12 protein-coding genes are annotated in these 14,165 nt (G+C 73.4%); 4 read left to right on the forward strand and 8 right to left on the reverse strand.

What is annotated here, in order from left to right; genetic code table 11:
- The first annotated feature begins 17 nt into the window (after window positions 1-17).
- On the forward strand, window positions 18-2,576 hold the full coding sequence (gene pulA, locus ACMATS_RS27600; RefSeq protein WP_414170811.1) for a pullulanase-type alpha-1,6-glucosidase: 2,559 nt from the start codon (window positions 18-20) through the stop codon (window positions 2,574-2,576).
- Window positions 2,577-2,844: 268 nt separating this feature from the next.
- Here pulA and ACMATS_RS27605 read toward each other — a convergent pair whose 3' ends face one another.
- The 6 genes from ACMATS_RS27605 to sph all read right to left on the reverse strand — a co-directional run bounded on the left by ACMATS_RS27605 (window position 2,845) and on the right by sph (window position 9,267).
- On the reverse strand, window positions 2,845-4,770 hold the full coding sequence (locus ACMATS_RS27605; RefSeq protein WP_414169441.1) for a hypothetical protein: 1,926 nt from the start codon (window positions 4,768-4,770) through the stop codon (window positions 2,845-2,847).
- A gap of 134 nt (window positions 4,771-4,904) precedes the next feature.
- Window positions 4,905-5,708 (reverse strand): tyrosine-protein phosphatase, encoded by an 804-nt coding sequence (locus ACMATS_RS27610; protein WP_414169442.1) that lies wholly within the window; start codon window positions 5,706-5,708, stop codon window positions 4,905-4,907.
- A gap of 94 nt (window positions 5,709-5,802) precedes the next feature.
- Entirely contained in the window at window positions 5,803-6,249 is a 447-nt protein-coding gene (locus tag ACMATS_RS27615; RefSeq protein WP_391156063.1) for a cupin domain-containing protein, read from the reverse strand.
- A 40-nt stretch (window positions 6,250-6,289) separates the two neighbouring features.
- Window positions 6,290-6,898, reverse strand: a complete 609-nt coding sequence (locus ACMATS_RS27620; protein ID WP_414169443.1) for a winged helix-turn-helix domain-containing protein — start codon at window positions 6,896-6,898, stop codon at window positions 6,290-6,292.
- A 349-nt stretch (window positions 6,899-7,247) separates the two neighbouring features.
- Window positions 7,248-8,201 carry a DUF6891 domain-containing protein gene (locus ACMATS_RS27625; protein WP_414169444.1) on the reverse strand — a complete coding sequence of 318 codons (954 nt, stop codon included), beginning with the start codon at window positions 8,199-8,201 and terminating at the stop codon, window positions 7,248-7,250.
- Window positions 8,202-8,283: 82 nt separating this feature from the next.
- A complete protein-coding gene (gene sph, locus ACMATS_RS27630) occupies window positions 8,284-9,267 on the reverse strand; it encodes a sphingomyelin phosphodiesterase (protein ID WP_391156068.1) in 984 nt (327 codons plus the stop codon).
- Between the two features lie 73 nt (window positions 9,268-9,340).
- On the opposite strand from sph, the gene ACMATS_RS27635 reads away from it, so the two are divergent.
- Both ACMATS_RS27635 and ACMATS_RS27640 read left to right on the forward strand, forming a co-directional pair.
- Window positions 9,341-10,876: an ATP-binding protein gene (locus ACMATS_RS27635; RefSeq protein ID WP_414169445.1), complete on the forward strand. Its 1,536-nt coding sequence runs from the start codon at window positions 9,341-9,343 to the stop codon at window positions 10,874-10,876.
- Window positions 10,873-11,412: a hypothetical protein gene (locus tag ACMATS_RS27640; RefSeq protein ID WP_390777716.1), complete on the forward strand. Its 540-nt coding sequence runs from the start codon at window positions 10,873-10,875 to the stop codon at window positions 11,410-11,412. The genes ACMATS_RS27635 and ACMATS_RS27640 overlap by 4 nt, the downstream gene beginning before the upstream one ends.
- A 4-nt stretch (window positions 11,413-11,416) precedes the next feature.
- Here ACMATS_RS27640 and ACMATS_RS27645 read toward each other — a convergent pair whose 3' ends face one another.
- Both ACMATS_RS27645 and ACMATS_RS27650 read right to left on the reverse strand, forming a co-directional pair.
- Window positions 11,417-13,291 carry a glycoside hydrolase family 15 protein gene (locus tag ACMATS_RS27645; protein WP_414169446.1) on the reverse strand — a complete coding sequence of 625 codons (1,875 nt, stop codon included), beginning with the start codon at window positions 13,289-13,291 and terminating at the stop codon, window positions 11,417-11,419.
- Window positions 13,292-13,378: 87 nt separating this feature from the next.
- The gene (locus ACMATS_RS27650) at window positions 13,379-13,747 is read right to left on the reverse strand and encodes an arsenate reductase family protein (RefSeq protein WP_414169447.1); all 369 of its coding nucleotides are present in this window, start codon (window positions 13,745-13,747) and stop codon (window positions 13,379-13,381) included.
- 142 nt (window positions 13,748-13,889) lie between these two features.
- Here ACMATS_RS27650 and ACMATS_RS27655 point away from each other — a divergent pair, with 142 nt between their 5' ends.
- On the forward strand, window positions 13,890-14,144 hold the full coding sequence (locus tag ACMATS_RS27655) for a hypothetical protein (protein WP_390777713.1): 255 nt from the start codon (window positions 13,890-13,892) through the stop codon (window positions 14,142-14,144).
- The last annotated feature ends 21 nt before the right edge of the window (window positions 14,145-14,165 follow it).

Here is a 14,165-nt window from a genome sequence, read left to right on the forward strand (position 1 = left end):
CGGAGCCGCATATGTATCTGCCCCGCGCCCCTTACGGGGCGCTGGCGCTGAGTATCGTGCTGTCTTTATTGGGTGCCGTTCCTGCACATGCCGCCCCCGTTGACGGGGCAAAGGTCCAGTGGATCGACCGCACCACGGTCGCATGGCCCAAGGGGCTCGGCGACACCGGTCGCCCGCATCACCTCGTCCATGACGGCGGCCGCTTCACCCTCACCCTCCGCCCCGACCGGCTTGCCAAGTACCCGGGTTACGACGTCTACCAGGTCCACGCCCGCGAGAGCGAAGAGCGCACCGCGCTCACCGGCGCACTGACCGCCGAGTCGGACGACGGCACCACCACCGGCGTCCAGATCGCCGGTGTCCTCGACGACCTCTACGCCGGCCCCGCGGCCGGCGCCCGCCTCGGACCCGTCTTCCGCGACGGCCGCCCCACCCTCTCCGTGTGGGCCCCCACGGCCCGTGCCGTCGCCCTCGAACTCGACGGCGGGACCGTCCCCATGCGCCGTGACGCGGCCACCGGCGTCTGGAGCGCCACCGGCCCCCGTTCATGGACCGGCAAGAGCTACCGCTATGCCGTCACCGTGTGGGTCCCGGCACTCCGGAAGGTCGTCACCAATCACGTGACCGACCCCTACTCCACCGCCCTCACCACCGACTCCGCGCGCAGCGTCGTCACTGACCTCGACGACCCGGCTCTCGCCCCGCCCGGCTGGCGGACCCTGCGCAAGCCGAAGGCGGTGCCGCTGCGGAACGCCCGGATCCAGGAGCTGCACGTCCGCGACTTCTCCGTCGCGGACCGCACGTCGCGGCACCCCGGCCAGTACCTGGCCTTCACGGACACCTCCTCCGCGGGCATGCGGCACCTGCGGCAACTGGCCGCCTCCGGCACGTCGTACGTGCACCTGCTGCCCGTCTTCGACTTCGCGACGGTCCCGGAGCGGCGGGCCGACCAGGCCACGCCTCCCTGCGACCTGGGTTCGTTCCCCGCAGACTCGGACAAGCAGCAGGAGTGCGTGGGCAGGACGGCCGCCCGCGACGGCTACAACTGGGGCTACGACCCGCTGCACTACACCGTGCCCGAGGGCTCGTACGCCACCGACCCCGAAGGGCCGCGCCGGACGCGGGAGTTCCGGCAGATGGTGCAGGGGCTGGCGGGCGCCGGGCTGCGGACGGTCATGGACGTCGTCTGCAACCACACCGCCGCGTCGGGCCAGGACGACAAGTCCGTCCTCGACCGGATCGTCCCCGGCTACTACCAGCGCCTGCTCGACGACGGCACGGTGGCCACCTCGACCTGCTGCGCCAACACCGCGCCCGAACACGCCATGATGGGCAAGCTCGTCGTCGACTCCGTCGTCACCTGGGCGAAGCAGTACAAGGTCGACGGCTTCCGCTTCGACCTCATGGGCCACCACCCCAAGGCGAACATTCTTGCGGTGCGCAAGGCGCTCGACGCCCTGACGCCCGCCAAGGACGGCGTGGACGGCAAGGCGGTCATCCTCTACGGGGAGGGCTGGAACTTCGGCGAAGTCGCGAACGACGCCCGTTTCGTCCAGGCCACCCAGAAGAACATGGCCGGCACCGGCATCGCGACCTTCTCCGACCGCGCACGCGACGCGGTGCGCGGCGGCGGCCCCTTCGACGCGGACCCCAGGGCGCAGGGCTTCGGTTCCGGCCTGTACACGGATCCCAACGGCGCGCCGGTCAACGGCAGTCCGCAGGAGCAGCGGGCCCGGCTGCTGCACGACCAGGACCTGATCAAGGTCGGCCTGACGGGCAACCTCGCGGACTTCCGCTTCACGGACTCGACGGGGCACGAGGTGCGCGGCGCCGACGTCGACTACAACGGCTCGCCCGCGGGGTACGCGGCCGCGCCGGGCGATGCGCTCGCGTACGTGGACGCGCACGACAACGAGACGCTGTACGACGCGCTCGCGTACAAGCTCCCGCGGTCGGTGACGCCCGCCGACCGGGCACGGATGCAGGTCGTGGCGATGGCCACGGCGGCGCTGTCCCGGGGCCCGGCGCTCTCGCAGGCCGGTACGGACCTGCTGCGCTCCAAGTCCCTGGACCGCAACAGCTACGACAGCGGCGACTGGTTCAACGCGATCCACTGGGACTGCCGGGACGGCCAGGGCAACGGCTTCGGCCGCGGGTTGCCTCCGGCGGCGGACAACGCGTCGAAGTGGCCGTACGCACGGCCACTGTTGGCGGACCCGTCCCTGCGCGCCGGCTGCGGCCCGCGGGAGGCGGCGTCGGCGGCGTACCGGGACCTGCTGCGGATCCGGACGACGGAGCGGGCGTTCGACCGGGGCACGGTGTCGTTCCCGCTGTCGGGAACGGGCGAGACGCCGGGGGTCATCACCATGCGGGTGGGTGACCTGATGGTCGTCTTCAACGCCGCACCGGACGCGCAGGCACAGGGGGTGCCTGCGCTGCGGGGTACGGGGTGGGCGTTGCACCCGGTTCAGGCTGCAGGGGCGGATGGGGTGACCAAGTCCGCTTCGTACGACCGAGGGTCGGGCACCTTCACCGTCCCGGGCAGGACGGTTGCCGTGTTCCGGTGCGGGGGTTGATGCCCCGGTCCCTCCCCCAGCTACCGCTGGGAGGTGCCCCCACTTTCGCCGTTTCTCGGGGCTCCGCCCCGAACCCCCGGTCCTCAAACGCCGGACGGGCTGATTTCAGCCCGTCCGGGTTGCGCCCCGTAGGGGCGCGGGGAACTGCGCGACCAGCCACAGCTGGCCCGCAGCCGTAAAACCAAGGGGGCTTGGGGGCTTGCCCCCAAGAAACGGCGAAAGTGGGGGCACCTCCCAGCGGTAGCTGGGGGAGGGACCGGGGCACCCCTCACTGCAGTGGCCCCAGCGTGCCGCCCCCCGAAAGCCGCGCAGCGAGCCTGGCCTGGGCGCCCTGCGCAGCAGGCACGGCAAGCAGCGGCCCCGCCGCGCTCCCGTGCACCCCGCCCGTCGCCGTGACCGACGCGACATCGCCCCCGCCCGCCGCCAAGGCGAACCAGGTGCCCCCGTGCGACTTCCACAGCACCCCGGCCAGCACCCGCGGCTCCCGCGCCCCGCACGCCGGGGAGCCCTCCGCGCGGGCGACGACCGTCGCCGGGGCGGACGGCGCCCGGAAGTCCGCCAGGACCCTGCTCCCCGTGCCCCGCCACGTCTCCGCCCGGGTGCACGACCACTCCGCACTTCCGGCCCCGCCGGGCAACGGCTGGGCCGCGAACTGCCACACGTTCACCGACCGCACCCCCTGCCCGCGCACCGTCGCCAGATGGCAGGCCGCGTGGGCCCACGCGCCGCGCGACTGCGCGCTGTCGACGTCATGCGGCCCGGTCGAGGGGGCGGGGCTGCCCGTGGTCAGCCGGGCGGGGACGAGTTCGCCGAGGTCGGTCACCGTGCGGCCGCCCAGCTGCAGTGCCGGCCAGCTCCGGCAGTCATTCGGCGTCGCCGTCCCGGCAGCGAGCGGGCTGCGCACCGCATCCGTCACCCCGTCCCCGTCCCGGTGCAGCGGCTGCCCCGCGTCGTCCGGCTTCAGCAGGTCCCGCACGGACGCGTCGCCGGTGCCGCCGCCCACCCAAGGGGCCGTCAGATAGCGGACGTTGCCGTCGGTGCGCCCGAGCACCAGCGCCGTCGCGGAGTCCTCGTCCGCCGCGTCCGTCCGCGCGAAGTCCAGCGCGGCGCCCCCGCCGTTCCCGCCCTTGGACTCCGCGTAGCGCACCGCGCGCAGCCCGTCGTAGAGCAGGACGACCGTCGCCGCGTCGACATCCCCCGCGAAGAGCAGCTGCGGCGGCCCCGCCGCGGGCCCGGCCGCGGTGCCCGGAGTCGTCGTGACCTGCACCGAGCTGCCCGGCCGCGCCCACACGGCGAGGGCGCGGCGGAGCAGGGCCGTGTCGCCGGTGCGGTTGCCGCGGGCGGGCCAGGCCGCGAAGCCGGGGCGGTCGGCGTTCTTCCAGGCGGTGGGGGAGACCCGGGTCAGCTTCGCGGGGTCCAGGGCCTGCTGGGCGGCCGCGTTCTGCGCGTACGGCGGCGCCGCCGGGCCGTCCTCGCCCCACCCGCCCGTCGGCAGGCTGAGCAGTGTCCCGCACACGACGACCGCCGCGGCCGCCGCGAGGGCGGCGCGGGTGTGCTGGCGGCGGCGCATCAGGTCCGTCGGCCGGGCCTGCAGGGAGCAGGGGTCGAACTCGACGGACTCCAGCAGCGCCGCGTCCCGGCTGCCCGCCGGGAGCCGCACCCCGTCGGCCTCGGCCAGCGCCGCGCCGGGGTCGGCCACCCCGGCGGCCTTCAGCAGCCGCCGCACGTCGCGGTCCGTGCGGGACTCCAGGGCGCGCAGCACATACGCCGCCCGGCCGGGGCCGGAGAGCGCGGCGAGGGCCTGGTCGAGGGCGAGCTCGTCGGCGCCGCCCGAGCGCGGGAACAGCCGCAGCCCCCACACCTGCGGCAGCAGCGGCGGCAGCTGGCCAGGGCGCGGCAGCTGCCAGCGCCCACGAGGGAGCCCGGCGTCCAGCGCCGCCCGCAGCACCCGCTGCCGCACGTACGCGTACCCCGGGTCGTCGCCGTCCCGCGGCCCGGGCACGGCGGCGGACGCCACTTCGGCGCCCCGGCTGCGCGGCAGTGCCCGCTGTACGAGGGCGTGCGCGGTGAGAACCCGCCGATTGCGGCCCAGGGAGGGCGGGAGCACCAGGTACCCGAGCCTCACCAGCCGCGGATAGTGCTCGATGAGCGCGGCCTCGGCCTGCTCGACGTCGACGACAGCGTGCTGCTCCACGTAGGTAGAACGAGTGATTGGTCGGATGGTCACTTCGTCGAACGCCTGTGCCCCGTCAGGGGTGCGGGGAACTGCGCGAGCAACCAGGAACAACCCGCACCCGAAGAACCGGCCGCCCCCGCGGAGCGGACCGGCTAGGCCCGGTACCGCGCCCGGATCCGCTCCACGGCCTCGGCGGAGACGCCGAGGCCGTCCCGCACGTACCGCTCCACGTCCCCGTACCGGCGGGTCATCTCCTCCAGGGCCGTCGCCAGGTACACCGGCCGGACGCCCAGGATCGCGTCCGCGATCTCCGGGTCGCCGCCCGCCGCCGTGAAGCGGTCGATGACGGACCCGAAGGCGGCCTTCACGGCCGGGTTGACGGCGAGGTACTCGCGCTCGGCCGTCGCCTCGTCCGCGCCGAGCAGCAGCAGGATCACGGTGGCCGCCCAGCCCGTGCGGTCCTTGCCGGCCGTGCAGTGGAAGAGCAGCGGGCCGCAGTCCGGCTCGGCGAGCGCCGACAGCAGCGTGCCGTAGGCCCGGCAGGCGGACTCGGCCGTCACGAACGCGCGATAGGCCTCGCCGAGCAGCTTCTCCGCCTTGCCGCCGCCCAGGTGCTGCTCGGCCACCGCAGGGCTGCCGAGGACGTCCTCCAGGCGGGCCGGCACCTGCTCGCCGCCGGTCACGGCCGTGGCGCCGTCCGCCATCACGTCGGCGACGATCAGCCGGGCCTCCGCCGGCAGCGCGTCGGGGCGCGCCGTCCGCTCGGTCTCGCTGCGCAGGTCGACGACCGTGTGGATGCCGAGGGCGGCGACGGCCGGGTCGGCCGTGGGGTCGAGCCGGTCCAGTTGGCCGGAGCGCAGGAGCAGGCCCGGGCGGACCGCGGAGTTGCCGGAGAGCGCGATACCCCCGAGATCGCGGAGGTTGATGATGGTGGAGGCATCGATCTGCTGCGGCATGGGGGGCGTCTCCCGTCTGGCTGAACCTTGTTCCCCCTCATTGTGAAGAAGGTCGCCGGAGTCCGCGACGGCGGGCCCCTGCGGGGGACGGCCCTCACGTCATGACGAAGTCCGCCTCGTCGAAGCCCGGCGCCACCACGCACGACACCAGCACCGGCTCGGTGCCCGCGGGCTCCGCCGCCTGCCACACGCCGCCCGGGATCAGCACCTGCGGCCGCTCCCCGTGCTCGACGCCGGGGCCGAGGACCAGCTCGACGGCCCCGGCCCCGGCTCCGTCCGGGGTCTCGCCCGTGCCGCCGAGGAGCAGCCGCAGCGGGCCGCCGCGGTGCCACAGCCACATCTCGTCGGAGCGGACCCGGTGCCAGCGGGAGGTCTCGCCGGGGTGGAGGAGGAAGTAGATGCCGGTCGCGAACGCCCGCGGCCCCTCGTACCCCTCGGGGTGCGCGGAGGCCGTGGTGCGCCACGTCTCCTTGAACCACCCGCCTTCGACGTGCGGTTGGAGGCCGAGGAGAGTAACGAGACCGGAGATGTGGTCGCCCATGGCTCCAGCATCCCACTCACCCGCCCCGGTAGGGCAGATGTCAGATGTGGGACGGCGGCGCGTACTTGTAGCCCACGCGCCGGACGGTGACGATCGACGAGCGGAACTCGGGGCCCATCTTGCGGCGCAGCCGGGCGACGTGGACGTCGACGGTGCGGCCGTCGCCCACGTGTCCGTAGCCCCACACGGTGGTCACCAACTGGTCGCGGGTGTGCACCCGGTGGGGGTGTGCCACGAGGTGGGCCAGCAGCTCGAACTCGAGGTAGGTGAGGTCCAGCAGCCGGCCCGCGACGCGGACCGTGCGGTCCTCGGGGTCGATGCGCACCAGCGCGTCGCCCTCGGTGACGGGCGCGGGTGTGGCGGGGGTGGCTGGTTCGGCAGGTGTGGCAGGTGCGGTCACGGTGGCCGGTACGGGTGCGGCGCCGGGGAGGCCCGCCCGGTCGGCCGGGACCAGGACCAGGTAGCCGACCATCGGCGGCTGCCCCGGCAGGGCGGGCAGGGTGTGCTGCGGTGCGGGCAGCCAGGTGGCCCCCGCCTGCAGCAGGTCGGCGACGGCGGCCGGCGGCGGCACCTCGCCCGGGGCCACGGCGCGCAGCCGGTGGCGGGGGGCGGACGCGTGCGGCGCGGTCAGGGTACGGAGGTTCGACATGGAGAGCTCAGCTCTTTCGCGCGAGGGACCGTCGAGAGGACGTGCACGTGCGCGGGCCGTTGGCCGGGTACGGTCCCGGCGGCTGACTTCGACGAAGGGGTCAGCGGAAGGAGTGGGCCTGCGCGGAGGTCGCGCGACAACACACTCGGTCGAAGTCGTGGTGCTGGCGGGAAGGCCAGAAGGGCTCGAGGTCGCTGCGACCCGTCGCGGTGTTCTGGAGGCTGGCCATGCCCCTATTGAAGCATGGCCGTCGCCCCTGCAGGAGCCCCTTTTCCGGGTCCTTTCCGGACCCTTCCGCAGTTACCGCCGGACACCCCCTGCCCGGCGCCCCGCGCGGCATCCGGGCCGGTCAGAGCGGCTGCACCCGCTTGCGCCAGTCCAGTGGGGCCACGCATATCGCGCGGTCCGGGTCGCCGTCCCACTCGGCCGGCAGCCCGGCCTCCGTGAGCGCCGTCACGATCTCCTGCCCGACGGCGGCCGTCGCGCTGCCGTCCTCCGCACCATCCTCCGCCCCGGCCGTACCGCCCTCGTAGCCGCCGTACAGCAGCCACAGGCCGTGGCCCTCGGCGGCGCGCTCGGTGTGCTGGTAGTGGAAGAAGACGAAGCCGCGGTCGCCCTCGGCCGCCTCGCCGCGGATCTCCTCCAGGCCGCACTTGCTGCAGCAGGTGAAGTGCATGCGGGCCGTGATGCCGGCGGCGGCGAGCACGGTGAAGGCCGCCTCCAGCCGGTCCACGTCCGTCACCTCCGGCCAGCTCTTCTGCTCGGTCAGCTGCTCCTGCCACAGCCGCTCGACGATCACCCGGGCCGCGGCCGGGGACACGGGGGTGACGCCCTCGTCGTGGAAGTAGTCGGAGACGTCCTCGGCGACCTCCTCGGGTGAGTCGAAGCCGCACCGGATCAGCAGCCTGGCCTGCTCCTCGGCCTCCTCCAGCAGCTCGGGGTCGAGAGCGTCCGCGCCCTCCCCGGGGGCGTCCTCCGACAGCTCGACCCGCTGCCACGCGTGGCCGTCCGCCCAGCCCTCGGCCTGCCCGGCCCAGGCCACGAAGACGGCCGTGACCTCCTCGGCGCTGCCCAGCCGCGCCCCGAAGTGCCGCTCCGGCGAGCCGTCGCGGTACTCCACCTCGTACGGCCCGTCCCCCTCGTGCCACGTCTGGATGTAGTGGTCGGCGCCGCCGCCGGTCCGCTCGGCCACCGCGAACCTGTCGCCCTCGCCGCCCAGCCGGCCGATCAGCCGGGCCAGCTGCTCGGCGGTGAGCGGCGAAAGCACCTCGCCGGGCTCGGTGTTGACGGTGATGGGCAGCATCGACGGACCCCCTCGCTCGAAGGGCCGCCCCGCGATCAGCGACCCGTTGCGAGCATCCTGACACCACCCACTGACAGCGAGGTCAGCTGGCCCCCGCTCCCGCGATCAACGGGTAGTGGTCGGACAGGTCGGTGTAGGTGTACTGCTTGCCCCAGCTGGAGACGGTCCACGGCGCGGACTGCTCCTTGACCACGGTGTTCCGCCAGTTCGCGGGCCGGGCGTGGCCCTTGAAGTGGAGGACGTGGTCGAGGTCCTCGCGGGGGTCGGTGGGGTAGCGGAAGGAGGCGATCGAGTTCTCCTTCGTGTCGAAGGAGTACGGGTGCCCGGTGCGGGCGTCGGCGGCGACGAGGCCCGCGTCGTTCAGCATCGAGGCGTATTCGGGGCTGCGGGAGTCCACGTTGAGGTCGCCCGCGAGCATCACCTGTTCGTCCGCCGGGATCTTCTTGGCGTCGAGGAAGGCGCCGATCTGCCGGAACTGCCTGGCCCGCAGCGCCGCCGGCTCGCCCGTCCTGCAGCCGCTGTCGGTGGACTGTGTGTGCGTGCCCACGACATGCACCTTGGTGCCGTTCACATTCAGCACCGCATAGGCGAATCCCTTGTTGGACCACCAGTCCGAGCCGCAGGCGTCGTTGTAGATCACCTGTTCCTTGCGGACGATCGGCCACTTGCTGAGCACCGCGACCCCGCCGTCCTCCGGAGTGGTCGTGGAGTAGTTGCCGCCGGTCGCGTCCCAGCCGTCCTTGCCCCGGCCGACGACCGGGGTCTGGTACGGATACTGGTCCGCCGCACGGGACTTGAGGGTGTCCGAGGCGCCGTTGTCGAAGGCCTCCTGGAGGACGACGACGTCGTTCCCCCGGAAGAAATCGGCGGCCGCTATCTCCTTGGCCCGGTGCTCCTGGCCCCAGTTGGGATAGAGATTCGTGGACATCAGGAAGGTGTTGTACGTGAGGACCTTCACCTGCGGCACGGCGGCCGCCTGTGCGGCCGGGGCGGGAAGGGCCGTGACGAGCGCGGCGGTGGCGGCGGCGAGCAGCGTGGCGGATCTGACGGTCTTCGTGGACGGCACTGTCTCTCCTTGAGGAAGGGGCGGGTGCGTGGCACGGGGCCGCCCCCATCAAAGCACGCCGTTTTACCCAAAGATGACTAGTAGTTTGCCTTGGGGAAACGGAAAGCGGAACCCTGTTCCGCGGGCCGGGACAGCAGAATCGACCTCTGTGGGAACCCGCCCCTGGCGCCGCCTCGCCGCAGCCCTCCCGTTCTCCCAGAGCCTGCGCACCCGGCTCGTGATCGCCTTCCTGGCAGTCTCCGCCCTCAGCGCGCTGATCACCGCCGTCCTGACCTTCCGCGAGGCCCGCGAGGCGATCCTGCAGCGCACCCAGACCACCGCCGTGCACGACCTGCGCACCCAGATCGACTCCCTCGCCCCCGCCCTGCCCTTCCCGCCCAGGCCGCAGGACCTGCAGAACTTCGCCCTCCAGCTCGACCGTGCCGGCGGCTCCCGCAACTGGCGCACCTCCGCCGCCTACGGCAACGGCCCCGCCGTCCCCGAACGTCTGCCCGGCAACGCCAGCGTCGTCACCGACGCCCTGCGCAGCGCGGTGCGCGACCGCAACGAGCCGTTCTACCAGCGCGTCGAGCGGAACGGCGGCCCCTGGCTGACCATCGGCATGCCCGTCACCTTCACCGGCACCGGCCACAAGGCCTCCGGGCTCGACGTCTACGCGGAGTTCTCGCTGGCCGACGAGCGCGGCGACATCGACTCCCTGGTCACCGCCGCCCAGGCCGGAGCCGTGCCCGCGCTGGCCCTGGCCGTCGTCCCCGCCCTGTTCGCCGCCCGCCGCGTGCTCCGGCCCGTGCGGCGGCTGCGGCAGGCCGCCGAGAAGATCACCGGCGGCGCGCTCGACACCCGCCTGAAGGTGACCGGCACCGACGAACTCGCCGACCTCACCCGCACGTTCAACGCCATGGCCGCCGCCCTGGAGAAGGACGACGCCCGGCTGCGCCGTCTGGAGGCCAACTCCCGCCGCTTCGCCGCCGACGTCTCCCACGAGCTGCGCACCCCGCTCGCCGCCATGTCCGCCGTCACCGAGATCCTCGACGAGGACGCCGGGCAACTGCCCTCCGACACCGCCGACGCCGTCCGGCTGATCAGCGGCGAGACGCGCAAACTCACCCGGCTGACCGAGGACTTGATGGAGGTCTCCCGCTTCGACGCCGGAGCCGCCGCCCTGCACCTGGACGAGGTCGACGTCGCCGACGCCCTCCGCCGGACCCTCCGGGCCCGCGGCTGGCAGGACCGGGTGACCGCGGACCTGCCCGAGGGAGTACGGGCCCGGTTCGACCCCCGGCGCATCGACGTCGTCGTCGCCAACCTCGTCGGCAACGCCCTGCGGCACGGCGGCCCGCCGGTTCGGCTGGCGGCCCGGGCGGAGGGCGGGCGCCTGCTGATCGACGTGAGCGACCACGGCCCCGGCATCGACCCCGAGGTCCTGCCGCACGTTTTCGACCGCTTCTACAAGGCCGACGCCGCCCGCGTCCGCTCCGAGGGCAGCGGGCTGGGCCTGGCCATCGCCATGGAGAACGTCCGGCTGCACGGCGGAACCCTCCGGGCGTTCAACAAGCCCGAGGGCGGCGCGGTGTTCACGGTCGACCTGCCGCTGCGGGAGGAGCCGTGACCCGGCGCAGCAGCGCATTGCTCGCCCTGTGCCTGGGTGCCGTGTGCACGCTGCCGGGCTGCGGCATCGCCCCCACCGGCCTCGTCCGCGCCGGGGAGCCCGCGACCGGCATCCAGGAACCCGGCGGCAGCTACACCACCGCCCGGATCTTCTTCCTCTCCCCGGTCGGTATCCAGGCCGTCTCCCGCCACGAGCGGACCCCGGCCGGCCCGCAGCGGGCCATGGACCTGCTGCTCGCCGGGCCCACCCCGGCGGAGCGGGCGCGCGGTCTGATCACCGAGGTGCCGGGCACGATCGGCCCGGTGCGCGCGACCGCGGCGACCGGCGCGGTGGACGTCGATCTGCCCGTTCCCGTCTCGGAGTTGCAGCCGGCCGCCGTCAGTCAGATCGCCTGCACCGCCGCCCACTCCGCGGTGCCGGGCGGCCGCCCGGCCACCGAGGTCGACGTCCGGGTGCACGAACAGGGCGGCCCGCCGTGGACGCTGCGCTGCAGCGACAGCGGCAACGCCTTCCCCGTGCTGTCGTCGGCCGGGTGACCGCTCAACTCGTGTGCCATTGGCGGGCGGCCGGGCCGTGGTGGCTGCCGACGGCGCGGTCCAGGTTGGTGGCGGCGCTGATCAGCGCGAGGTGGGTGAACGCCTGGGGGAAGTTGCCGAGCGCCTCGCCCGCGGGCCCGATCTCCTCGGCGTAGAGCCCCAGATGGTTGGCGTGCGTGATCATCTTCTCGAAGACGTAGCGCGCCTCGCCGACCCGCCCGGCGCGGGCCAGCGCCTCCACGTACCAGAACGAGCACAGGTTGAACGTGCCCTCCCCGCCGGTCAGTCCGTCGCTGCCGTCCGTCCGGTAGCGGTGCACCAGGCTGTCGCTGACGAGCTGCTCCTCGATACCGCGCACCGTCGACAGGAACCGCGGGTCCTTGGGCCCGGCGAACTTCACCAGCGGCATCACCAGCAGCGAGGCGTCCAGCGTGGCGCTCTCCGGGTACTGGCAGTAGGCGCCGAGCTCCGGCGTCCAGCACTGGTCCTGCACGAAGCGGTAGGCGGAGGCGGCGGTGTCGCGCCACTGCTCGACCGGCGCGGGCATGCCGCGGTGCCGGGCGATGCGGATGGCGCGCTCGAAGGCGACCCACGTCATCAGCGCGGAGTAGGTGAAGCGCTGCCGTCCGCCGCGGGTCTCCCAGATGCCGTCGTCCGGCTCCTCCCAGTGCTTCTCCAGCCATTCGAGCTGCCGGGCCAGCGCCTCCCACAGCTCGTAGGAGATCGGCTCCCCGTGCTTGTTGTAGAGGTAGACGGAGTCCATCAGTTCGCCGTGGATGTCGAGCTGCAGCTGCTGGGCGGCGGCGTTGCCGATGCGGACGGGCCGGGCGCCCTGGTAGCCGCACAGGTGCTCCAGCACCGACTCGGGCAGCTCCGGGCGCCCGTCGATCCCGTAGAGCACCTGGAGCCCGGTGCCCGGGGGCGCCTGCACGCAGCGCTGGTGCAGCCAGTCGATGAAGGCGGCGGCCTCCTCGGTGAAGCCCAGGCGCATCAGGGCGTAGAGGGTGAAGGCGGCGTCGCGGATCCAGGTGTAGCGGTAGTCCCAGTTGCGGCCGCCGCCCGGGGACTCCGGCAGCGAGGTGGTCGCGGCGGCGACGAGGGCGCCGGTGGGCTGGTAGACGAGCAGCTTGAGCGCGAGGGCCGAGCGCTCGACCGTTTCGCGGTAGCGGCCCTGGTAGGTGGAGTGCCGCAGCCAGCCGTCCCAGTACTGCAGCGTCTTGTCCAGCAGCCGGGTGGCCTCGGGGCAGTCGATGGAGCGCATCGTGCCGTCGTCCGGCTCGCCCCACTGGGCGGCGAGCTCCAGCGACTCCCCGGGGCCCAGGGTCACCGTCGCGCACGCGGCGTCGCCGTCCACCTGCAGCGGGACGGACGAGCGCAGCACGAGCGTCCCGGCGGGACTGGTGAAGACCGCCCCGGCACCCTCCACCAGGCGCACGGCGTGCGGGGCGCGGGCGTAGTCGAAGGCGGGCCGGCAGCGCACCTCCACGGTGGCCCGCCCGCGCAGCACCCGCACCTGGCGGACGATCTGCCGCGCACCGGAGGCCGGGCACGACGGGTGGTCGGGCACCATGAAGTCGTACAGCTCGGCGACCGCGCGCTGGGCCAGGAAGCGGGTCAGCAGCACGTTCGAGTCGGGCATGTACATCTGCTTGGTCCGCTCGACCTCGCGGACCTTCACGGAGAACGAGCCGCCGATCCCTGCGTCGAGCAGCGAGCCGAAGACGGCGGGGGAGTCGAACCGCGGCAGACAGCACCAGTCGATCGTGCCGTCGACCCCGACCAGGGCCACGGTGTGCAGGTCACCGATGATCCCGTGGTCCTCGATCGGCAGGTAGCCGCGGGCGTCGCCGATCCGCTGTGCATCGAGTGCGTGCTTCATGGGTGCCGCTCCCTCCCGCCTCGTCGCGGGACATGCCACACCACCCGTTATACCGCTGTACGGGCCGTACGTCCGGTGCGGCCCTGGTCAGCGCCTGCTTCTGGCCAGGGCCTCCCGGACGGCCTCCTCGGTGCGGCCGACGACCGCGGAGCCGTCGTCGGCCGTGATGATCGGCCGCTGGATGAGCTTGGGGTGCGCGGACAGGGCGGCGATCCAGCGGTCGCGCGCCCCTTCGTCCCGCGGCCAGTCCTTCAGCCCGAGCTCCTTGGCGTCCGCCTCCTGGGTGCGCGTGATGTCCCACGGCTCCAGCCCGAGCCGGCCGAGGACGGTGCGGATCTCGTCCTCCGAGGGCACGTCCTCCAGGTAGCGGCGGACGGTGTAGCCGGCGCCCTCGGCGTCGAGCAGCGAGAGCGCGCTGCGGCACTTCGAACAGGCGGGATTGATCCAGATCTCCATGCCGCACACGCTACCGCGGGGGGCCGGAAAGCAGGCTTCGAACGCGCTTCAAATGGCGCCTGACCAGGGGCGTTTGTCAGTGCCCGGCAGTAAAATGGAGGGTGTTGAGAGAGGCTGTACGACCACTCACAGGGGGATACCGATGGGCGCAGCCACGACGTTTGACACCCTTCCCAAGCAGAGGATGCCCGCAGGCCGCCCGAGGGCCTGGTACGAGGCGCACAACCGCCAGCTGAAGGCGATGCGCCTGGCGATAGCGCTGCTCCACTCCGGGGTGTACCGGCCGGAGCAGGCGACCGACAAGAAGATCCGCGCGACGGCGGAGCGGATCGGGGTGCACCCGCCGTCGGAGACGACGTGCCGCCTGGTGCGGGTGCTGATCCAGTTCGCGAACTGAACGCCGGGGGTGCCGGGGGCC

This window comes from Streptoverticillium reticulum, assembly GCF_047456005.1.
Lineage (GTDB): Bacteria > Actinomycetota > Actinomycetes > Streptomycetales > Streptomycetaceae > Streptomyces > Streptomyces reticulum.